Genomic DNA, 20175 nt, shown 5'->3' on the forward strand with positions numbered 1-20175 from the left:
GTTTTATCGTTTTTGAGTAATTTGACAAGCTTCATTTAGTTTACGAAATAAAATCAAGTATTATTTTTAAACCCGATAATTATAAATCCAATACGATGACCGAACGGTAAAAGCTTTGCTATGTGTTTAGACGTTTTTAATCTTCTAAAATTACTTCTACGTTAAAACTCTCCGGGTTGGTTAAATAGTCCTTAAAACTGAGTTCGGCAGTAAAACTTTTATGATCTTCGCTAAACATGGCATTTTCTAGAGATACCGATTTAATTTTCTTTGGAAAATGATAATTTAAAGTATAGGTAGATGCTGCCAAAATCATTTCAGCGTCAACCAAACTATCTTTTGTTGCTTCTAAAAGTTCTTGATCTGCTACAGTGACAATTCTTTTAAACACATTTCCAGAATAGCTATAACTCACTTCGCTAGCCTCTGTTGCTCCCATTTTTGCTAACGGACTGGTTTGCTGCGACTTGTTGGTTTCTTTCAATTCGTTGGCTTTATTAAGCACTTCAAACATATCTTCTAGTTCGTTTACATCTTTAAAATCGGTGTTAACATCTATAAGCATTTTATTAGCATTAGGATCCATTAACATATGCATCTTAAAGCGTTCTAAAGCCTTAAGCTTTTCTTGTTCCGATTTAGGAAGTGTTGCTATACTATCTTTTTTAGCTTCTAAAAAATCTTTAAAAATAATTGTTGAATCTAGAACCTTTTCATTAGAATCTGTTAAAGTCTCTCCGCCCATTTGCATAAGCTGTGAGCCATCAAATTTAAATGACATTTTACCGCTGCCGTCTTCATTAATATAAATGTTTTCAGAGAAATTGCAACTGCACAACGTCAGTAACATTATAAATAAACTCGATACGTAAAATTTTTTCATGGTTGGTTTCATTTAATAGTAGTGACAAAGATACTTACTTATCTATAAAAAGCAGTCTCATTTTTCACCTAATGACTTCCATCCCGATTAAAATCCCTGAATATTGGGAGGTAAAAAAAAACGCTCAAGAATCAGCGTTTTGGATTATTTAAAATGACTAATGCAGCGATAACTCCAGGAACCCAGCCACAAAGCCACAGCAGAAACACGATAAGTACCGATCCACATCCCTTACCTATTACAGCCAAGGGCGGGCAAATAATTGAAAGAAGAACTCTCCAAATGCTCATTTTAATTGATTTTAAATTGATTGATGATGCACAAATAAGACGCATCAACTTAACGATTGTTACACTAAAAAAATTCTAAACAGTATTTAGATAATATTATATTGATAGTGTTACCAATAGTAATTATCTTTGTGCGTTAAAAATTAAACATAACAACTTAATATGTCGCAATTATCAGAGCAAGAAATCGTAAGAAGAGAAAAGCTGAGCAAACTTCGTGAGTTAGGAATTAATCCTTATCCAGCAGACCTTTATCCGTTAACCCACACTAGTAAACAGGTTAAAACCGATTTTGAAGAAGGCAAGAAAGTGATAATTGCCGGACGATTAATGTCACGTAGAATACAAGGAAACGCAAGTTTTGCAGAAGTGCAAGACAGCGAAGGCCGTATTCAGGTCTATTTTAATCGTGATGAAATTTGTACAGGCGAAGATAAAACCAAGTACAATACTATTTACAAAAAATTATTAGATATAGGAGATTTCGTTGGTATTGAAGGTGAATTATTCACCACCAAAGTAGGCGAAAAAACCATCATGGTAAAAGACTTTACTATTTTAAGTAAATCGTTACGCCCGTTACCTCAACCTCGTGTAGATACCGAAGGAAAAGTACACGATGCTTTTACAGATCCTGAACAACGTTACAGACAACGTTATGCCGATTTAGTAGTAAACCCACATGTAAAAGAAGTTTTTATAAAACGTACTAAGTTATTTAACGCAATGCGTAGCTTCTTTAACGAATCTGGTTATTTTGAAGTTGAGACGCCTGTTTTACAACCTATTCCTGGAGGTGCTGCGGCACGTCCATTTATTACGCACCACAATAGTTTAGACATTCCATTATATATGCGAATTGCTAACGAATTATACCTAAAACGTTTAATTGTTGGTGGGTTTGATGGTGTTTACGAGTTTTCTAAAAACTTCCGTAACGAAGGAATGGACAGAACTCACAATCCAGAATTTACAGCAATGGAAATCTATGTGTCTTACAAAGATTACAACTGGATGATGGATTTCTGTGAGAAACTTTTAGAACATTGTGCAATTGCTGTAAATGGAACTACAAAAGCAACTTTCGGGAAACATGAAATAGACTTTAAAGCACCGTACGCTCGTGTAACCATGGCAGATTCTATTAAGCATTTTACAGGATTTGATATTACTGGAAAATCTGAAGATGAAATTCGTGAAGCTGCAAAAGGTATGGGTATCCAAGTTGACGACACTATGGGTAAAGGAAAACTGATTGATGAGATTTTTGGTGAAAAATGTGAAGGGAACTACATACAGCCAACGTACATTACAGATTATCCTAAAGAGATGAGTCCGCTTTGCAAAGAGCATAGAGACAACCCAGAATTAACTGAGCGTTTCGAGTTAATGGTTTGTGGTAAAGAAATTGCAAATGCATATTCAGAACTTAACGACCCTATAGACCAACGAGAACGTTTTGAGCACCAATTAAAATTAGCTCAAAAAGGAGACGACGAAGCTACAGAATTTATAGACTACGATTTCTTACGTGCTCTAGAATATGGTATGCCTCCTACCTCTGGTATGGGAATTGGTATGGATCGTTTAATCATGTTCTTAACCAACAATCAATCGATTCAAGAAGTATTGTTTTTCCCGCAAATGCGTCCGGAGAAAAAACAAGTAGATATGTCTGAAGATGAAAAAGCAGTTTTCAATATTCTGAAAACAAACTCACCTATAGATTTAAATGCGCTTAAATCGCAGTCTCAATTAAGCAACAAGAAATGGGATAAAACCATTAAAGGTTTAACTAAATTAGGAATTGCCAAGGTAGACAAGACAGACGATGGTTTGTTTGTTGTTCTTAATGGATAATATATGATTCAATTCATTTTTAAATACAAAGCAAAAGCATACCTTCTTTTTTGGTATGCTTTTTTATTGCTCATCCATTTTGTTTTAAAGGATCGTATTTCACCACTAATCTTTATTTTTTATGCTTGTCCGCTAATATTGGTCATAGCATATGGATTTTTAGTGTCATTATCGGTATATAAACATAAAGTGATTTCCATTGTTGTACTCTGTATGAATATTTTGGTTTGCATATATTGGTATAACAATTTCCATTATAATACTTACGATACTACCCTTAATTCTGCAGAGCAGACATATTCTATTTTTTATTGGAATATTTCTCGTCCTGACAAATTGCCTTTAGATATTATTGCAGAAAACATTCAGACTTATAACCCTGAAATTATTGCTTTTGTAGAAGCTAAAGACGTGTCGGAAATAGACCTTTTAGCTTTAAAAAAACAATATCCTTTATATGATATAAAACATTTAGAAGGTGAAATGCTTATTGCTGTTCAAGGAAAAATTGACACTGTAACATTTAATAAAATCTCGAATGGTTCTAAATCGAACCTTGTTACAGCGACCATTCAGGATTATAAAGTTACATTTCTGATTACAGATTTGTTAGCTAATCCTGCGTTATCTAAACGAAAGGATTTTAAAAATATGTTATCCATAGTCGATTCAAATCCTATTGATTTTGTCATAGGAGATTTTAATACACCTTACGAAAGCCACTTTTTTGATAGTTTTAAACCACGTTTTGAAAGTTTCCACAATTATAACAATGGATTTACAGGAACTTGGCCCTCTAAATTACCACTAATAGAAATAGACCATATGTGGCTTCATAACAAATGGCAACCAATACTACTACACAAAGATTTTAATTCTAAATCTGATCACGGCCTAATGGTTGGAAAATTTAAAAGAAGGCCATAACATCATGATTAAAGTTTTTTTCAAGTATAAAATATACCTTATTATGGTATATGTATTTTTATTAAGTATTCATTTTATACTCAAAGACCAAATACAACCATTTATAGTTGTTTTTAATGCGGTTCCATTAATTTTAATAGTCGCTTTTGGCTACCTCACCTGCTTACTTCTTTACAAACATAAAACACTAGCTACAGTTCTACTTTGCATAAATCTATTACTCTCTGCTTACTGGTATAATAATTATTACTTTAAAACTGAAGCGCCTTCGGCTCAGGAATTATTAAAAACACACGCTATTCTATATTGGAATATTGCACGACCTAAACACTTACCTCTAGACCTTTTATTTAGAAATATGAAAACCTATAAACCAGAGCTGGTTGTCTTGGTTGAAGCTAAAGATATTTTAGAAGGAGACTTATTAAAATTCAAAAAACAGTTTCCGTCTTATGTTATTAAACAGCTGGAAGGCGAGATGATTATTGCCGTTAAAGGCGAAATCAATACTATAGATTATAAAGATATCTCAGCAAGTTCTAAGTATAATTTTGTTTCAACAACCATTCATAATCATCGAATTACCATTCTAATTACAGATTTGTTGGCTAACCCTTCTGAGTCTAAAAAATACGACCTCAACAAAGTGCGAGAAATCGCTGAATCTCAAAATATAGATTTTGTAATAGGAGATTTTAATACCCCTTACGAAAGTTTCTACTTTAAACAGTTTAATACTAATTTTGAAAGTTTTCATAAATATAACAACGGCATAACAGCCACATGGCCCACCGTTTTACCACTCTTAGAAATTGATCAGTTTTGGTTAAATAGAAGATGGGAACCCTTAAAATTAAACAAACACTTCTTAATAAATTCAGACCACGCCATGCTAATTGGTCAATTTAAACTTCGTTAATAAATAGAGTTTACTTTAATTTTTCTTGCGTTAATACACTGTTAAAAAAGACATTCCATTTAAACTTTTTAAAAAAGCATTGGTCTTAATAGTATAATTTTTAACACAAGAACCATGAAAAAAGTAATGATTTTAGCATTAGCATTAATTTCTTTTAGTGCAATTGCCCAGAACCCAGAAAGAGGCGAAAAAAAAGGAAAAAATAACACCGAAATGCGCATGCAGCGAGCAAATTTTACTCCTGAACAACAAGCAACGCTTCACACCAAAAAAATGACTTTAGAATTAGACCTTACAGATGCTCAGCAAAAAGAGGTTTACAACCTAAACTTAGTACAAGCTAAAGAAAGACAAAAAACTCGTGAAGCCTTTAAAAAAGCTAAAGAGTCTGGTACTAAACCAACAAATCAAGAGCGTTACGATAAAATGGTAGCCAGATTAGACAACCAGATTACAATTAAAAACAAGATGAAAAGCATCCTAAAAAGTGACCAATATATTACTTGGGAAAGCAATCTAAAACACCACAACAAAGGAAGACATGACCGTGGAAGCAGAGAAGACAAAGGACGACAAGAAGGAAGACGAGGATAATTAATTCCATATAGCATTTAAAACAAAAGCGGCAAAACTAGATAGTTTTGCCGCTTTTGTTTTAAATGCTTGCTAGTTCGTTCAATTTAAAAAATTTAATAAATTATTTCTAATTGCATAGGTTACCAATCCTACTACATTTTTAGATTCGGTTTTTAGCAATAAATTATTTCGGTGTCCTTCTACAGTACGCGGACTAATACATAATTTATCGGCAATTTCAGATGTTTTAAACTGTTTGCAAATTAAACTTAACACTTCAAGCTCTCGGCTTGTTAAATACGATTTATCAAAATCGCTTTTAACAGGTTTTCCTTTATGAGTTAAATTTTCATGAATAAATCTCATAACTTCATTAGAATAGTAAAACCCCGAACTATACACTTCTTTTAAAGCACTTACCAATTCAGCAGGTTTTACATTTTTAGGCAAAAAACACGCCACTCCTAAATGAATCATATTTAAAATACAAGGTTTAGAATTATAACTTGTTAAAGCAACAATTTTTAAATCTGGAAATTCTTTATGGATAATTTTAGTAGCTTCTACACCATTAAGTTCTGGCATATTTAAATCTGTTAACACAATATCCGGAAGTTTAGAGGTTCTTAAATAGGCAACTAATTCTTTACCATTTGAGGCCTCATAATCCACAACCAATTCCTCATCACGTTCCAGAAGGAAGCAAATGCCTTTTCGAAATAATTGAACGTCGTCAGCTAAAACCACGTGTATGGGAGTAGATTCCATTTTCTTTACATTAACTACTAATAAAGACTCATCGTCTGTAATGTTGTTACACCATTTAGTTGGTAATCTTCAAACAAATACTTAATCGTATCTATTTATAGAACTAAAAAATGATAACTGTGCTATTAATTTTAAAAAAGAACCTTTGAAGCTAAGATAGGCTCTTTAATATAAATTTGGGAGATAATTAAGGGTTACCATTAGAAAACACGTATAAACACCTAGATAAAAATGAGAAATTTCTACGCTAAAATCTTCAAGTAACTCATCCTATCTTTAATAACAATCATTTTAGAACAAGAAAAGAAACTTTACTCAACAGATGCAATTTCAATTAAATATAACAAAAAAAGCTCACAAAATCCTGATTTTAAAATTACGTACATCTGCTTAGGTAGAAACCCCTTTAATTTTTTCTGGTACTTACTCGCTAAAAAAAAGGGATGTAACATTCTAAATTTGATTCAAATACATTATTAATCTTTAAAACTTAGAACTCATGAAAAATCTCATTGCACTTTTATTTAGCTTGTTTTTAATAAACAACTTCTATGCACAAATTATCGAATCACCCGAAGCTTTCGAATCTAAAACGTCTGTTGCGGTAAATCAAAGTAAAGATTTAGCAGCTATCACAAATTTAAACACCTCTAAAAGATCGGTTACAACTACTGGTGTTAATGCTACATACATTAATAGCGCTGTCTTTACTGATAATGCAACTTATGTAAAGGTTTTACAACAACGTGCCGCAAAATATGATGTAAAGAACTCTGAAAATTATAACGAAAAATCTAAATCTAGTTACAATGTTGTTTTCAATACCAAACGTGGAAATATGTCTGTAAACTACGACGATTCTGGAGAAATTAAGTCTTCTCAAGAGCAATATAAAAATGTTGCTTTACCAAAAGCGGTAATAGTAAATATTATGAAAGCATATCCAGACTGGAGATTTAACACCAACATCTGTAGTGTAGTTTATCAGAAAAATAAAGGACACGTAACCACATACAAAGTAAAAATATCTAATGGTAAACAATCTAAAACCGTTAAGTCTGATGATAAAGGAAACATTATCTAAACCTAATTTATAATTCTCCCATTATATATTAATTAGATTTTAAATCAACCTAAAAACAGTAATTATGAAATGGATAGTAATAAGTGCGCTACTCTTACTTTTTAGCACTCATACTTTAAGCGCACAAATGAGTTCTAAAAAGGTAGGAATAGAATTTGCCAGTACTCAAAGCCTCAATTTAAAAGCTGTTTATAGTGTGAATGAGAATAAGCAACCTGAAGTAAATTATATCATCACAAAATCTAAATTTGAAATTCCAATTAATTATGAATCGCCTCAAATTCCATCATCAAACCCTTCATTAAAACATAAATTAAACAGTGATTCAGAACATTTAAATTTTCATAATCAAACAGTGTCTAATTTACAATCGTTTAACATTTTTACAATTATAGATTTAAATAATATAAGCATTGAAAATCACCTAGACGATATTAATTATTTAAGTCCCGATTTAAAAAAATTCCTTCCTGAAGGATTTAATCCCTATAGCGGCATGTTTCAAGACGACTTTAATTTGAATTCATTATGGAACCCGATTACGGCAAGATAAAATACAAATACAACAAAACAGGTTTTCTTAAATTAGAGAAAGCCTGTTTTGTTGTATTTAAATTATAGTTTTACCTATTTATTTCTGTAAAGTAGATGCTACTTTATGTACTGCATTTATGGTTTTATCTAAATCTTCGTAGGTTAAAGCATCGGTAATGAACCACGTTTCGAAAGCACTTGGTGCTATATATACGCCCTGGTTTAACATACCATGAAAAAATGTTTTAAAATTTTCGTTATTCCCTTTTGCAGAAGTTTCAAAATCGACTACCGGCGTTCCCGAGAAATGCACTGAAATCATAGATCCCACACGGTTTATGGTGTGTACGATTTTATGATCGTTTAATACTTTTGTAATCCCTTTATGTAAATATTCGGTCTTTTCAGCCAAACGGTTAAAAATTTCCGCATCGCTTTCTAAGGCTTTTAACATGGCCAAACCTGCTGCCATAGCTAACGGGTTCCCACTTAAAGTTCCAGCTTGATACACAGGACCAAGCGGAGCTAAATAATTCATAATCTCCTCGCTTGCAGCAAAAGCTCCTACTGGCAATCCGCCACCAATTACTTTTCCAAAACACACAATATCGGCTTTCACATTAAATAGTTCTTGTGCGCCTCCACGTGCCAATCTAAAGCCCGTCATAACCTCATCGAAAACAAGCAGTATATTGTGCTCATCGCATAGCGCTCTTAATTTTTGTAGAAAATTAGCTTGTGGTGGTACACATCCCATATTTCCTGCAACGGGTTCTAAAATAATACAAGCAATATCGTTAGGATTTGCTTCAATTATGGATTTTACATGGTCTATATCATTATATTTTGCAAGTAAAGTATCTTGAGCCGTACCGTTTGTTACCCCTGGACTATTCGGACTTCCAAACGTTACAGCACCACTACCCGCTTGAATTAAAAACGAATCGCTATGCCCATGATAACACCCGGCAAATTTTATTATTTTTTCTTTCCCTGTATACCCTCGAGCCAAACGCACGGCACTCATACAAGCTTCTGTTCCAGAATTCACAAAACGTATTTTATCAATATTCGGAACCATAGAAACAGCCAAAGCAGCAATCTCAGTTTCAATTTCTGTAGGCGCCCCAAACGAAGTTCCTAATTTTGCTTTTTCAATAATGGCATCGACCACAGGCTGATACGCATGACCCAAAATCATAGGTCCCCAAGAATTTATATAATCTATAAACGTATTATCATCTTCATCAATTAAATACGCACCTTTGGCTTCTTTTATAAAAATAGGAGTTCCTCCTACAGCTTTAAAAGCACGAACAGGAGAGTTTACACCTCCAGGAATAACTTGTTCTGCATTAGCAAATAATGCACTACTTCTAGTATATTTCATTCTATAAATTTTGTGTTTAGGATTTTACAATCAACGCTTGCCCAATAGAAATTGTAGTATCACGTAATCCGTTTAGTTTTTGTAGTTCTTTTACCGAAATATTATAACGCCTAGAAATGGAATACAAAGTATCCCCTTTTACAACATAGTGTACATCTTCTGGATTTGAAAGACTAGATTTAGCACGTTTTGGTGCTTTTCCAGTAACAACATCATCATAAGTATATAACTGATAGCGTTCTATTAAGGAAATTAATTTTTCAGGATATTTTCTGTCGGTGGCATAACCTGCGGCACGTAAACCTTTAGCCCAGCCTTTATAATCGTCTATATCTAATTCGAATAAACCTGAATAGCGCTTTCTTTCTGTTAGAAACAAGGAGTGGTCTCGATACGAATATTTAGCATCTTTGTATTTTCTGAAGCATTCTTGGTCTTCATCATCGTCATGACGTATACTAGCTCCTGTCCATTCGTGACATTTAATTCCGAAATGATTATTGGCTTCTACAGCTAAGCGACCACGCCCAGAACCCGATTCTAAAATTCCTTGGGCTAGAGTAATACTTGCCGGGATATTATAAAATTTCATTTCTTCCATGGCAATATCACTGTATAATTTAATATATTCATCGGTACTACTTACAGCCTTTGGAACAACAATTTCCTGGGTTTCTGCAGGAGTGTCTGTGTTTTCTATTTTTCGTGAATCCTCTTTACGTTGTACGTGCTCCGTCCTATGTTTAGACTTAGACGACTTATGCTTACGCTTACGCGAACCACAACTAAACAGTACACTAACTACCATTACTATAACAACTATTTGCTTCATGTACTTATATAATTATGGGCATTTTCTTTTTTTCTAATTGCAAATTCATTCCTGCAACACCTTGTAATCCTCCTGTGTGAATAACTAATATTTTAGAACCGTCTGGAAAATATTGTTTCTCAATTAAATCCATAACACCATACACAACCTTTCCTGTATAAACAGGGTCTAGAGGAATAGTGTATTTGGATTTAAATGTATTTATAAACGACACTAAATCTGGGTTTATCTTAGCATACCCTCCAAAATGATAATCGGTTATTAATTCCCAATTTAATTTGGTTACAAACTTACTAATATTGTTTTGTAAAAAATCACCTTTTAGTGCAGGAAATCCTAAAACGGTTTGGTGTGGCTCACTACTATTTATAAGTCCAGAAATAGTACCTCCTGTTCCCACAGCACAACAAATATAATCGAATTCTGAATCGTCTGATGTTAAAATATGCTCGCAGCCTTTTACTGCCAAGGCATTCGTTCCACCTTCAGGAATTAAATAAAAATTACCAAAAGCATGCTGTAAGTGTTCAATAAAATCGTTGTCTTCTTTACGTCTATAATCACTTCGTGTTACATATTTAATATCCATACCACAATCGGTTGCAAATTGGAGCGTCGGGTTTAATTGCGTTTCTAGCGCTAATTCTTCACCTCTAACAATGCCAATGGTTTTAAATCCTGAAACTTTCCCTGCATAGGCAACTGCCGCTATATGATTAGAATATGCACCACCAAATGTTAACAAGGTATCGTGAGCTAAATCTTGAGCTTCTAATACATTATACTGTAATTTTCGGTATTTATTCCCACTAACAAACGGATGAATTTCATCTTCACGCTTAATACTTAACTGTATGCCAGTTTTAGATGCTATAGGAATAGGCACATTAGGAATCTGTTTAGGAAGTGTAGAAAATAGCATAAAATAACTTGATTTTTAAAACTTTCTTGACCTACAAAATAAAGGAAATGAATGGTTTACAATGCTTTTTAAGTAAAATCGACAGAAGATTTAGATTATCATGTCTTAAACTTTATTTATAGGAGCAAAAAAGATTTTTTTAATGATTAAATAATGCATTAGCAATCAACTCGCTACATTTAAACCGATAAATTGATTATTTTTGCTCGATTTTTTTTTGAACACAAAAACTTATGATTACAAAAACTACTTATAGCGTTCCTTTTGGAACCACTTCTTTTAATACTACTATTTTTAAACAATTTGCTTTACTTCTTGTATTTGGATTGTTGAATTTAGTTTCTAATGCGCAAACTGTAATTATTCTAGACCAACCTGGAACAGGGACATTTGTTGTGCCTTGTGGGATCAATAAAATTGATATCGAAGTCTGGGGCTCGGGAGGGGCAGGAGGAGGAAGTTCTATTTCAGGAGGTGGTGGATATGCTGGTCTTGCTGGATATTATTCAATTGCACAAGATATTAATGTTGTTGCGGGTGGTGATTTAGATTATTCAATTGCTAAAGGTGCAACTGGAAACATTTCAGGAAGTAATCATGGTGGCCAATCCTTTATTCAATTACAATTTGGTAGTTGGACATGGGTTGGTGCGAATGGTAATAATGGTGGAGACATAGCTAATAACTCTACGGATGTTGCCCAAAATGGAGTAAATGCAATCAATGATAAAGATGGCAATATTATTGGAACAGGTGGTCAAGCAAATCACGCCGGAGACGGTTTCCCTGGCGGCCCTGCTGCCGGTGGAGGTGGTGGTACCATGGTTAATGGTGTTCCTGCTAAAGGTGGAGATGGTGGAGATGGTATGATTCGTATTACCATGTATGGAGATACCGAAAACACACAATATTGTAAAACTACCTATTCTCAAGTTGTAGAACCAATAACCCAAATCACTTTTGCAGGTATAGACAATACTTCTAGCGCTACGGTTAATGGGAGTCTTGAAAACGAATTATTCTGTAATGAAGTCGGAACTGTTGTTCGAGGAAGTGATGATAATGAAATAATAATAAGAGGAAACACAAATGGTAATAAGAAAAACTATTTTGTAGCCTATATCGATTGGAATCAAGATGGTATTTTTGGAGATGATGAGTATGAAGAACAAAAACTAGGAGAACTTAAAAATTCAACGGGAGCTCCTGATAGTGAAGCCTTAGTTAAAAATATTAAAGTTCCAAGTGATGCTAAGTTGGGTACAACCACTATGCGAATTATAAAAACCGGGAATAATGATGGTTCTGCCACAGATGCTTGTAAAGAGTATAAACGTGGACAAGCAGAAGACTATACGCTTGTAGTAAAAGAATTTGAAGATGAAGATGACGAGGATGATGATAGTTGTACAGATATTGTTTACGATTGCGAACCTACATTCGACGAGGTAGTACCTATTACACAAGTTACATTTGCAGGAATAGATAACAGCTCAGACAGTTCAAGTAACGATGAATTAGAACGCTTTTGTGATGTAACTGGAACCGTAACTCGAGGAAGTAGCTACAGCATGACCTTAGGCGGTGAGACCAATGGAAAGGATGTATATTTTGTAGCTTTTATAGATTGGGATCAGGATGGTGAATTTGAAGAAACAAATTATGACGATGATAATGAAAGACAAAAAATTACTAATTTTTCATCCAACGAGTCGTCTGGAACAGGGACACTTGTAGTTCCGGCAGATGCCCAATTAGGAACCACTACCATTAGAATTATCAAAAGGAATGGTGGCTCTCCTAACAATCCTTGTGATAATTACGACGAAGGGCAAGCAGAAGAATACACCCTTATAGTTGAAGATTATGATGGTTCAGATTGCGATCCTTTTACATCAACATGTTACCCAGAATACGATAACGTTTCCCCGATTACCCGAGTTAAATTTTCTAATATAGATAATTACTCAAGTAGTTCTAGTAACGAAGCCGTAGAACGTTTTTGTAATGTTACCGGAAATTTAGTAGCTGGGGACACCTACACCATTTCTTTAGAAGGTGTTTTAGATGGCGATAAAAACTTTTTTGTAGCATATATCGATTTAGATGGCGATGGCGAATATAATTCCTTACAGAATGATGGTAATAATGGAGGAGAAGAGTTTAAGCTAGTAGAACTTGAAGATGATGATGATACAGTAACAGCGGAAATAGCTATTCCATTAAATGCAAAACCTGGTCTTACTAGTATTCGTATCGTAAAAACTGGAGAGGACGATGGTTCTTCTACTTGGGCTTGCTTTAATGAAATTCAAGATGAAGAGGTAACCTATAATAATGGTCAGATTGAAGAATACCCTTTATTTATAGAGCGAGAATGTATAACCTGGGAGCCTGGGACAGGTAATAACAAGTGGGACAATCAAAACAACTGGAATCCTAAAACTGTTCCAGACCAACATGATTGTGTAATTATACCTAGTCTAGACGAGGACCAATATCCTATACTTGATAATAATAATAATAATAATAATAATGATAATAAAGATGCAAAAGCCTACTCTGTTTATATTGAAGCTGGTGCTTCTCTAACATTAGAATCTAACAGTACACTTACGGTTGAAGATGATTTAAGTATAAACGGAGAACTATCCGTGTCTGGACAAGGTATTCTTACCGTAAATAATATATTAACGGTAGCCGGTAATTTAAATGCCTCAGATCAAAGTATCATTACCGTAGACGATTTATTGACATTAAGAGGTAATATCACCTTAAATGATGATGCCAGTTTTATTCAAACTAATGAAACTGACAGGAATGTATCTACTGGTACATTTACTGTAAACAGAACTCCCGAAACGGCACGTAGCACAGATTACGTGTATTGGTCTTCTCCTGTAGAAAAATTTAATATAGATGGTATTTCGACTACATCTCATCGTTATGAATGGTTACCAACAGTAGGTAATAAGTATGGAAATTGGTCAAAAGTTTCAAATATTAATATGACACCAGGAAAGGGTTATATTATAAGAGGTCATAATTATACAGCATCTTTCCAAGATAGCAAACCTAACAACGGAACTATAAATGCGAGTATTACTAGAGGAACTTACGATGGAGATGACTACAACGATAATTCAAGCACCCAAATATCAAAAGAAGATGACAATTGGAATTTAATTGGAAACCCATATCCTTCTGCCATTAGTGCAGATGATTTCATAACAAAAAACAGCGGTTCTTTAGATCCTGGTGGATCTGTATCAGGAGGAACTATTGAAGGCGGTGTTCGCATTTGGACTCACGCCAATGAACTTAGTTCAGATTACGATGATCCATTTTATGCTAGTGAAGGATCAAGCTATAATACAGATGACTATATAGCGTATACGCTATCCGGGTCTTCTCCATCTGGTTTCGACGGTTATATTGCCTCTGGACAAGGTTTCTTTGTATTAATGAAGCCTTCCGCAAACCAGTCAAAAAGTAATGCAACATTTACAAATGATATGCGTAGCTTTTCTTCTGAATATAAAAACGATGCCTTTTACAGATCAAACGATCAAAAAAACCGTGTATGGCTAAATTTAATCGATAGCAAAGAAACTGCTACAGAAATGCTATTAGGTTATTTTGATGGGGCTGTAAATGCTAAAGATCCTCTTTACGATGCAATTATTATGGACAATAGTGCCATGAGTTTGTATTCACTTATTGATGATGAGGCCATGGTTATTCAAGGTCGTAGAAACCCAATACAGCAAGATGATATTATACCACTAGGTTTTATTTCAACTAAAAAAGACCAATATAGTATAGGTATTAGTAAAGTAGATGGTGTATTTGAATCTGAAAATCAAAACATATATTTAGAAGACCTTTACACTAATACAACTCACGATTTAAGAAAGTCTGCTTATAGTTTCACATCGGAAGCAGGAACATTTAACAATCGTTTTGTGTTACGTTATCAAGCAAAAACACTTTCTGTGGATGATGTGATTACAAACAATACCTTTAAAATAATAGCTACTCAAGAATTTATAAAGGTTAGTACGGGCACTAGTACTATTAACACTATTGTGGTGTACGATGTGTTAGGTCGAGTACTTTATCAAGTAAATACATTAAATGCTTCAGAGGTTAAATTAGATCAGTTTAAACCAACTAATAGTCCGTTAATTGTTAGAGCTACTCTAAGTAATGGTAAAGAAAAAACTCAGAAAGTTATTTATTAGTGAATAGCAAAATCATTAACTATTTAAGATAATTAATAACTAAGAATTTAGACCTTAACTTTAAATAGTTAAGGTCTTTTTCGTTTACATGGGCTTCAAGTTTGAGAAACGTAATAATTTAACCCAAATTATCCGTTCGAGCTTTTAAGTCTGATGATCTAACTTTAAAAATAATTGGTATTTGGATAGCATCTCGACTGCGCTCGATGTGACATTATAGCTTAGGGAATGTTATTGTAAGATTATATCGAAAAATTTGAATGAAATAAAATACATTTACAAGAGCTAATAAGCTATCAGTTAGAGCATTATTAAAAAGCAATTTGAGAAATTGTTTTGAAGCTAGCGAACGGAGTTTGTCGAGAACTCAAGTACACTTTTATTCGCATCCTACTTGTCAGTTCGAGCGCAGTCGAGCCCCCTAAAAACTAAACCTACAAACAACCTTCGTTTAGATTACAAATAATTAGCATCTCGAATGGGCTCGCGTGACATAATCACGAAATCTGTTATAAAAGAATAAACACGCTTAAACCCCTTTGTCAGTTCGAGCATTAGTGAAAAGCAATTTGAGAAATTGTTTTGAAGCTAGCGAACGGAGTTTGTCGAGAACCGGTTTTAGTCGAGAACCAAAAGCACCAAACATATCATCAACCATTGTTTGGTTTATATTTAGAATGTGTCGCATTTCTACATTCGGCCAAAGCTTGAAGGCGATCGAATTCACCAGAAATTAGAGCCTCTTTCTTTGACTTACTCCATTTCTTGATCTGTTTTTCAAACATAATAGCTTGATTCGGTTCAAAAAATGATTCATAAAAAACTAACAAAACAGGTCTTCTTTTAAATGTGTAAGCATCTTTATATTTTCCTGAATTATGATTTTGTATGCGCTCTTCTAAATTAGACGTGAAACCAGTATAGTAGGTCCCATCATTACATTTTAATATGTATACATAATACTGTTTCATCTTAAACTAATTTACAAAAAAAATACAAGGTTAAAAGAATAAAGGCGAAAGCTGGCATCTCGACTGCGCTCGATGTGACATAATAGCTAGTGAAAAATTATTATAAGATAAACTAGACAGCAATTAAAGGTTGATTAAAACTAAATACATTTACTAGAGATTATGAGTTTGTCAAGAGCTCAAGTATACTTTCAGTCGTATCCGACTTGTCAGTTCGAGCATTAGTGAAAAGCAATTTGAGAAATTGTTTTGAAGCTAGCGAACGGAGTTTGTCGAGAACCCGCTTTAGTCGAAAACCAAAAAACGAAACCATAACATTAATCTTTGTTATTATATTAAGAAAGCATCACATTTCTACATTCTGTCTTGTCTTAAAAAGAATCGAAAACGTTCTAAACAAATAATAGTCAATGGATACCATCTCGGCTGCGCTCGATGTGACATAATCATGAAAACAGCATTAACTAACGGATCCTAAAAACCTATATATAAAACAACATAACTACCCTATTTAAACAGAAAAACAGTATTATAATTACGCATCAAAGCCATAGATAGTGTATAGATGAAGTATAGATAGTGTATTGTTAGTGTATAGATTCAATACCAATAGTGATAAAAAAACCTTGACTTAAAAAACAACATTACAAAAATCTCTTAAAAGAAAACAAAGGCCTTGACTTTAAATAGTTGAGGTCTTTTTCGTTTGTATACGCTTCACGTTCAAAGGAAATATTGTTGTAAGCCGAATTCCAATTTTTAAATTGATATAATCGAAACAAAAACTCGATACCATACCATATATAAAATGGTAAAATAAGTAATTCTAATTGCTGCTTTAAATGAATTCGTTCGTGGTTGATCAACACAACATTACGTTTTAATTTAGAATCTCGCAAAAACACAAACGGATATAAGGTAATGCCTTGGTAACCTTTTGGAGTAATATATTTTGAAATTAAAATCATATTTAAACACTTTCAAAAACCAATCCAAATTACATTATCTTTGTAAAAGATGAAAAAAATAATACCTTTAGAAGAAGGCGACTACTATTTAACTCCAGAAGGATATCGCTGTTTTACCGAGAAATATCACTTAAAAAGAGGTTACTGTTGTAAAAGTGGTTGCAGACATTGCCCTTATGGTTACGACAAGAAAACCGATACTTTTAAAAAGTAAATCGGAGTTAAACTTTAATTTAATAAAGGTGAGATTAGTGCTATTGCTGTCCACCTCATCATTGAGGGCATTAAACAGGACGACGTCTTAAATAATATTTTGGTACGATTATTGATTCTATTACACACGTATCTAGACCATTAAATATACATTAGAGATTGAATCTATTTTTAAAGGCATATTTTTACAAATATGATTTATGGAAACTTAATCCTTACTAATAAACTAAACATATGAAAAGACTCTTAAAATTTACACCTGTTTTAATCTTGCTTCTTATAGTAAGTGCCTGTAGTTCTATAAAAGTAGCTTCAGATTACGAAAAAGGAACTACGTTCGAACAATACAAAACCTATGCTTTTTATAAAACTGGGATTGATAAGGCTGAAATTAGTGACTTAGATAAAAAACGTATTCTACGAGCTATAGAAACAGAAATGACTAATAAAGGTTTTGTGAAATCTGAAAATCCAGACATATTAATAAGTATCTTTACTAAAGCTAGAGAAGAAATAAACATATACAATAATAACAATATGGGCTGGGGTCCTTATGGTTATGGTTGGGGATGGAGTCCGTATTATTACAACAATTTTAATAACACCTCTGTAACAAGCTCTACCGAAGGCACATTATTTATAGACCTTATAGATGCTAGCAAAAAAGAATTAGTTTGGCAAGGTGTGGGTTCTGGTTATTTAACCGAAAACATGAATAAAAAAGAAGAACGTATAAATGAGTTCGTGGGTAAAATTTTAGAAAATTATCCGCCTGAGCTTAAAAAATAATATTTTCCCTGAAAAAGAAAATTAGTGCTGGGAACCTAGAAATGGGTTCCTTTTTTTGTTTCTAAAAATACATTAGTATGCAAAATATCAGATTTACTTTTATCCTCATTAACTGTAAGCTGACATAGGTTCTAAAAGTATTCGTGATGTAAAACTCCTCTATTTTTAATTATGTTTAAACTGTTTTATACTTGCTTAAAACTTCCTTTGTAAAATTACTTAAAACTAAAGTTCCACTAATTTTCGCACGCTCTAACAGTAATTTGTCCCAGTGATTGGTGTTATGCCACATTACTGTTTTCATGGCTTTTACAGCTTCAGGATTATAGGTTCTTAACTTATTAACTAAAGTATCTACTTCCGCATTTAATTCAGATTGTGTTTCAAAAACTTGAGCATATAATCCTTTATTCTCTGCCCATGTTGCACTATAAAACTGTTCCGCATTCACAGTCAGTTCAGACATTGCTGAAATTCCTATTTTACGACTAACCGCAGGTTCTATAACAAACGGGCCAATCCCGATGCTTAATTCACTTAATTTAATAGATGCATACTGCGTTGCTAAACAATAATCGGCTGCAGCTGCTAGCCCCACACCACCTCCAACAGTTTTACCTTGAACTTTACAAATTATAAACTTGCAACATTTACGCATGGCGTTTATTACTTTCGCAAACCCTGAAAAGAATAACGCACCTTGCGCCTCAGTTTCAATTGTAATAAGCTCATCGAAACTAGCTCCAGCACAAAACGTTCTATCTCCAGCACTTTGTAAAACTATAACTTGAACAAAACTATTTTCAGCTGCCAAATTAATTTCTATTTCTAATTTTAAAAGCAAAGTGCTTGGCAATGCATTATGAGGCGGATTGCTGAATGTAATGGTGCTAACACCATCTAACACGTCTTGATTTACAAAAGAATTTTCCATTTTTTATTAGCCTAAATATTGAATATCGAAGATACAGATTTTTTTAAGTTGCTACTTGTAATGCTTTCATTTTCCTAAGAAAACTCGTATTTTTATAAAAAAGGATATGGGATTACTAGATTATTTATTCAGAAAACAAAAACGTGATATTGAATATTTCAAGTCTAGAGGTGCCATTATTTTAGATGTTCGTACTAAAAAAGAGTATAATAAAGGGCATATTATTGGTTCAGAAAATATTCCTATTAAAGATTTACATTTAAAAATTTCCGAACTAAAATCTACTCAAAAACCTTTTATAGTTTGTTGTGCAAGTGGTGTTAGATCGGCTAAAGCTGTAAAATCTTTATTAATAAATGGTATTGAAGCTACCAACGGCGGAAGTTACCAAACCTTAAAAAGGTTACTATAATTTTATATTCTCAAACGTATCTTCAGTAGTAATTGGCGTATTATTATACTGCAAAGTCCACCCCATAGAATTGGTTAAAACGTAGAACTTTGCCAATTCACTAATTAATCTGTTTTTCGAATTTTTCTTAAAATCTGAAGCTTCCACTTTTTTCATAAGTGATGCTTTTACTTTATTCTTAATCTTATTATAATCCTTAGCTTCAAACTGATTTAAAAAGTCGGCCTGAATATCATAATACTCGAATTCTGGACTAATTTTAATCTCTTCTTTAGGAATATAAGTAATGTTGAGAACTTTATTCACCTCATCAATATCGTAAGTAATTTGACTTAAATCGTAAGCTATAGTAACGTCGGCATTTACAACCACCAAGGCTTTTTTCTCGGCAGTAACCAAATACGGAAATACATCTCTAGAATCTTTATACGAAAATACTTCGCTAAAATGACCTTCGGTAACGACCAATTTACCCACATTTTTTATCTGCTCCTGAATTAACATAGAGTTTTCAATAAGCTGGGCATCGTCTGCTTTCTTTTCATTACAATACCTAAGCGTAAAGAATAGTACAATTGCAATTAGAACTCCGAAAGTTATATTTTTCATTAATTTAATTTTTAATGAAAGGTATAAAATATGTTTCTTAACCCGTCGTT

General features: G+C 33.3%; 20 protein-coding genes. 10 read left to right on the plus strand and 10 right to left on the minus strand.

Going from position 1 to position 20175, the window contains the following annotated elements:
- Positions 1 to 136: 136 nt before the first annotated feature.
- Together BN863_RS14100 and BN863_RS18335 are read right to left on the minus strand one after the other, a co-directional pair.
- A complete protein-coding gene (locus BN863_RS14100) occupies positions 137 to 883 on the minus strand; it encodes a hypothetical protein (protein WP_038533684.1) in 747 nt (248 codons plus the stop codon).
- Between the two features lie 131 nt (positions 884 to 1014).
- Positions 1015 to 1173, minus strand: a complete 159-nt coding sequence (locus BN863_RS18335; RefSeq protein WP_084817547.1) for a YqaE/Pmp3 family membrane protein — start codon at positions 1171 to 1173, stop codon at positions 1015 to 1017.
- 162 nt (positions 1174 to 1335) lie between these two features.
- Between BN863_RS18335 and lysS the strand changes: the two genes are divergently transcribed.
- From lysS to BN863_RS14125, 4 genes are all read left to right on the plus strand, one after another.
- Positions 1336 to 3033: a lysine--tRNA ligase gene (lysS, locus tag BN863_RS14110; RefSeq protein WP_038531767.1), complete on the plus strand. Its 1698-nt coding sequence runs from the start codon at positions 1336 to 1338 to the stop codon at positions 3031 to 3033.
- 3 nt (positions 3034 to 3036) lie between these two features.
- The gene (locus tag BN863_RS14115) at positions 3037 to 3960 is read left to right on the plus strand and encodes an endonuclease/exonuclease/phosphatase family protein (protein WP_148304618.1); all 924 of its coding nucleotides are present in this window, start codon (positions 3037 to 3039) and stop codon (positions 3958 to 3960) included.
- A gap of 43 nt (positions 3961 to 4003) precedes the next feature.
- The gene (locus BN863_RS14120) at positions 4004 to 4879 is read left to right on the plus strand and encodes an endonuclease/exonuclease/phosphatase family protein (protein ID WP_148304619.1); all 876 of its coding nucleotides are present in this window, start codon (positions 4004 to 4006) and stop codon (positions 4877 to 4879) included.
- Positions 4880 to 4993: 114 nt separating this feature from the next.
- Complete coding sequence (locus BN863_RS14125) at positions 4994 to 5473, plus strand: hypothetical protein (protein WP_038531771.1); 480 nt, start codon at positions 4994 to 4996, stop codon at positions 5471 to 5473.
- 81 nt (positions 5474 to 5554) lie between these two features.
- Here BN863_RS14125 and BN863_RS14130 read toward each other — a convergent pair whose 3' ends face one another.
- The gene (locus BN863_RS14130; RefSeq protein ID WP_038531772.1) at positions 5555 to 6223 is read right to left on the minus strand and encodes a response regulator; all 669 of its coding nucleotides are present in this window, start codon (positions 6221 to 6223) and stop codon (positions 5555 to 5557) included.
- 499 nt (positions 6224 to 6722) lie between these two features.
- Here BN863_RS14130 and BN863_RS14135 point away from each other — a divergent pair, with 499 nt between their 5' ends.
- Together BN863_RS14135 and BN863_RS14140 are read left to right on the plus strand one after the other, a co-directional pair.
- Positions 6723 to 7307 carry a hypothetical protein gene (locus BN863_RS14135; protein WP_038531773.1) on the plus strand — a complete coding sequence of 195 codons (585 nt, stop codon included), beginning with the start codon at positions 6723 to 6725 and terminating at the stop codon, positions 7305 to 7307.
- A gap of 64 nt (positions 7308 to 7371) precedes the next feature.
- Positions 7372 to 7860: a hypothetical protein gene (locus tag BN863_RS14140; protein ID WP_148304620.1), complete on the plus strand. Its 489-nt coding sequence runs from the start codon at positions 7372 to 7374 to the stop codon at positions 7858 to 7860.
- Between the two features lie 78 nt (positions 7861 to 7938).
- Here BN863_RS14140 and hemL read toward each other — a convergent pair whose 3' ends face one another.
- Genes hemL through BN863_RS14155 form a run of 3 tightly spaced genes read right to left on the minus strand, consistent with a single transcriptional unit; the run spans position 7939 to position 10985 of the window.
- Positions 7939 to 9231 carry a glutamate-1-semialdehyde 2,1-aminomutase gene (gene hemL, locus BN863_RS14145; RefSeq protein WP_038531776.1) on the minus strand — a complete coding sequence of 431 codons (1293 nt, stop codon included), beginning with the start codon at positions 9229 to 9231 and terminating at the stop codon, positions 7939 to 7941.
- A 16-nt stretch (positions 9232 to 9247) separates the two neighbouring features.
- The gene (locus BN863_RS14150; RefSeq protein WP_038531778.1) at positions 9248 to 10063 is read right to left on the minus strand and encodes a glucosaminidase domain-containing protein; all 816 of its coding nucleotides are present in this window, start codon (positions 10061 to 10063) and stop codon (positions 9248 to 9250) included.
- Positions 10064 to 10067: 4 nt separating this feature from the next.
- Positions 10068 to 10985, minus strand: a complete 918-nt coding sequence (locus tag BN863_RS14155; protein ID WP_084817548.1) for a 1-aminocyclopropane-1-carboxylate deaminase/D-cysteine desulfhydrase — start codon at positions 10983 to 10985, stop codon at positions 10068 to 10070.
- Positions 10986 to 11218: 233 nt separating this feature from the next.
- On the opposite strand from BN863_RS14155, the gene BN863_RS14160 reads away from it, so the two are divergent.
- Positions 11219 to 15229 (plus strand): GEVED domain-containing protein, encoded by a 4011-nt coding sequence (locus BN863_RS14160; protein ID WP_038531779.1) that lies wholly within the window; start codon positions 11219 to 11221, stop codon positions 15227 to 15229.
- Between the two features lie 650 nt (positions 15230 to 15879).
- Here the strand turns inward: BN863_RS14160 and BN863_RS14165 are convergent.
- Both BN863_RS14165 and BN863_RS14170 read right to left on the minus strand, forming a co-directional pair.
- Positions 15880 to 16200: a GIY-YIG nuclease family protein gene (locus BN863_RS14165; RefSeq protein ID WP_038531780.1), complete on the minus strand. Its 321-nt coding sequence runs from the start codon at positions 16198 to 16200 to the stop codon at positions 15880 to 15882.
- Positions 16201 to 16844: 644 nt separating this feature from the next.
- Positions 16845 to 17168 carry a hypothetical protein gene (locus BN863_RS14170; RefSeq protein ID WP_038531782.1) on the minus strand — a complete coding sequence of 108 codons (324 nt, stop codon included), beginning with the start codon at positions 17166 to 17168 and terminating at the stop codon, positions 16845 to 16847.
- 49 nt (positions 17169 to 17217) lie between these two features.
- Here BN863_RS14170 and BN863_RS18500 point away from each other — a divergent pair, with 49 nt between their 5' ends.
- Positions 17218 to 17382, plus strand: a complete 165-nt coding sequence (locus tag BN863_RS18500; protein WP_158409023.1) for a DUF5522 domain-containing protein — start codon at positions 17218 to 17220, stop codon at positions 17380 to 17382.
- 233 nt (positions 17383 to 17615) lie between these two features.
- Positions 17616 to 18170: a DUF4136 domain-containing protein gene (locus tag BN863_RS14175; protein WP_038531783.1), complete on the plus strand. Its 555-nt coding sequence runs from the start codon at positions 17616 to 17618 to the stop codon at positions 18168 to 18170.
- 175 nt (positions 18171 to 18345) lie between these two features.
- Here the strand turns inward: BN863_RS14175 and BN863_RS14180 are convergent, their stop codons facing one another.
- Positions 18346 to 19104 carry an enoyl-CoA hydratase/isomerase family protein gene (locus tag BN863_RS14180; protein WP_038531784.1) on the minus strand — a complete coding sequence of 253 codons (759 nt, stop codon included), beginning with the start codon at positions 19102 to 19104 and terminating at the stop codon, positions 18346 to 18348.
- 106 nt (positions 19105 to 19210) lie between these two features.
- On the opposite strand from BN863_RS14180, the gene BN863_RS14185 reads away from it, so the two are divergent.
- Complete coding sequence (locus BN863_RS14185) at positions 19211 to 19516, plus strand: rhodanese-like domain-containing protein (RefSeq protein ID WP_038531786.1); 306 nt, start codon at positions 19211 to 19213, stop codon at positions 19514 to 19516.
- On the opposite strand, the gene BN863_RS14190 is transcribed toward BN863_RS14185, so the two are convergent.
- Positions 19511 to 20125, minus strand: coding sequence for a DUF4230 domain-containing protein (locus BN863_RS14190; protein ID WP_038531787.1), 615 nt, complete (start codon positions 20123 to 20125; stop codon positions 19511 to 19513). The genes BN863_RS14185 and BN863_RS14190 overlap by 6 nt on opposite strands.
- Positions 20126 to 20175: the final 50 nt, after the last annotated feature.

Source organism: Formosa agariphila KMM 3901, assembly GCF_000723205.1.
Taxonomy (GTDB): Bacteria; Bacteroidota; Bacteroidia; order Flavobacteriales; family Flavobacteriaceae; genus Formosa; species Formosa agariphila.

Coding starts and splice junctions, on each gene's coding strand:
- BN863_RS14150 (WP_038531778.1), bottom strand. CDS start 10,063: ATGAAGCAAATAGTTGTTATAGTAATGGTAGTTAGTGTACTGTTTAGT.
- BN863_RS14140 (WP_148304620.1), top strand. CDS start 7,372: ATGAAATGGATAGTAATAAGTGCGCTACTCTTACTTTTTAGCACTCAT.
- BN863_RS14165 (WP_038531780.1), bottom strand. CDS start 16,200: ATGAAACAGTATTATGTATACATATTAAAATGTAATGATGGGACCTAC.
- BN863_RS14130 (WP_038531772.1), bottom strand. CDS start 6,223: ATGGAATCTACTCCCATACACGTGGTTTTAGCTGACGACGTTCAATTA.
- hemL (WP_038531776.1), bottom strand. CDS start 9,231: ATGAAATATACTAGAAGTAGTGCATTATTTGCTAATGCAGAACAAGTT.
- BN863_RS14185 (WP_038531786.1), top strand. CDS start 19,211: ATGGGATTACTAGATTATTTATTCAGAAAACAAAAACGTGATATTGAA.
- BN863_RS14160 (WP_038531779.1), top strand. CDS start 11,219: ATGATTACAAAAACTACTTATAGCGTTCCTTTTGGAACCACTTCTTTT.
- BN863_RS14115 (WP_148304618.1), top strand. CDS start 3,037: ATGATTCAATTCATTTTTAAATACAAAGCAAAAGCATACCTTCTTTTT.
- lysS (WP_038531767.1), top strand. CDS start 1,336: ATGTCGCAATTATCAGAGCAAGAAATCGTAAGAAGAGAAAAGCTGAGC.
- BN863_RS14155 (WP_084817548.1), bottom strand. CDS start 10,985: ATGCTATTTTCTACACTTCCTAAACAGATTCCTAATGTGCCTATTCCT.
- BN863_RS14135 (WP_038531773.1), top strand. CDS start 6,723: ATGAAAAATCTCATTGCACTTTTATTTAGCTTGTTTTTAATAAACAAC.
- BN863_RS18335 (WP_084817547.1), bottom strand. CDS start 1,173: ATGAGCATTTGGAGAGTTCTTCTTTCAATTATTTGCCCGCCCTTGGCT.
- BN863_RS14125 (WP_038531771.1), top strand. CDS start 4,994: ATGAAAAAAGTAATGATTTTAGCATTAGCATTAATTTCTTTTAGTGCA.
- BN863_RS14120 (WP_148304619.1), top strand. CDS start 4,004: ATGGTATATGTATTTTTATTAAGTATTCATTTTATACTCAAAGACCAA.
- BN863_RS14175 (WP_038531783.1), top strand. CDS start 17,616: ATGAAAAGACTCTTAAAATTTACACCTGTTTTAATCTTGCTTCTTATA.
- BN863_RS18500 (WP_158409023.1), top strand. CDS start 17,218: ATGAAAAAAATAATACCTTTAGAAGAAGGCGACTACTATTTAACTCCA.
- BN863_RS14100 (WP_038533684.1), bottom strand. CDS start 883: ATGAAAAAATTTTACGTATCGAGTTTATTTATAATGTTACTGACGTTG.
- BN863_RS14180 (WP_038531784.1), bottom strand. CDS start 19,104: ATGGAAAATTCTTTTGTAAATCAAGACGTGTTAGATGGTGTTAGCACC.
- BN863_RS14190 (WP_038531787.1), bottom strand. CDS start 20,125: ATGAAAAATATAACTTTCGGAGTTCTAATTGCAATTGTACTATTCTTT.
- BN863_RS14170 (WP_038531782.1), bottom strand. CDS start 17,168: ATGATTTTAATTTCAAAATATATTACTCCAAAAGGTTACCAAGGCATT.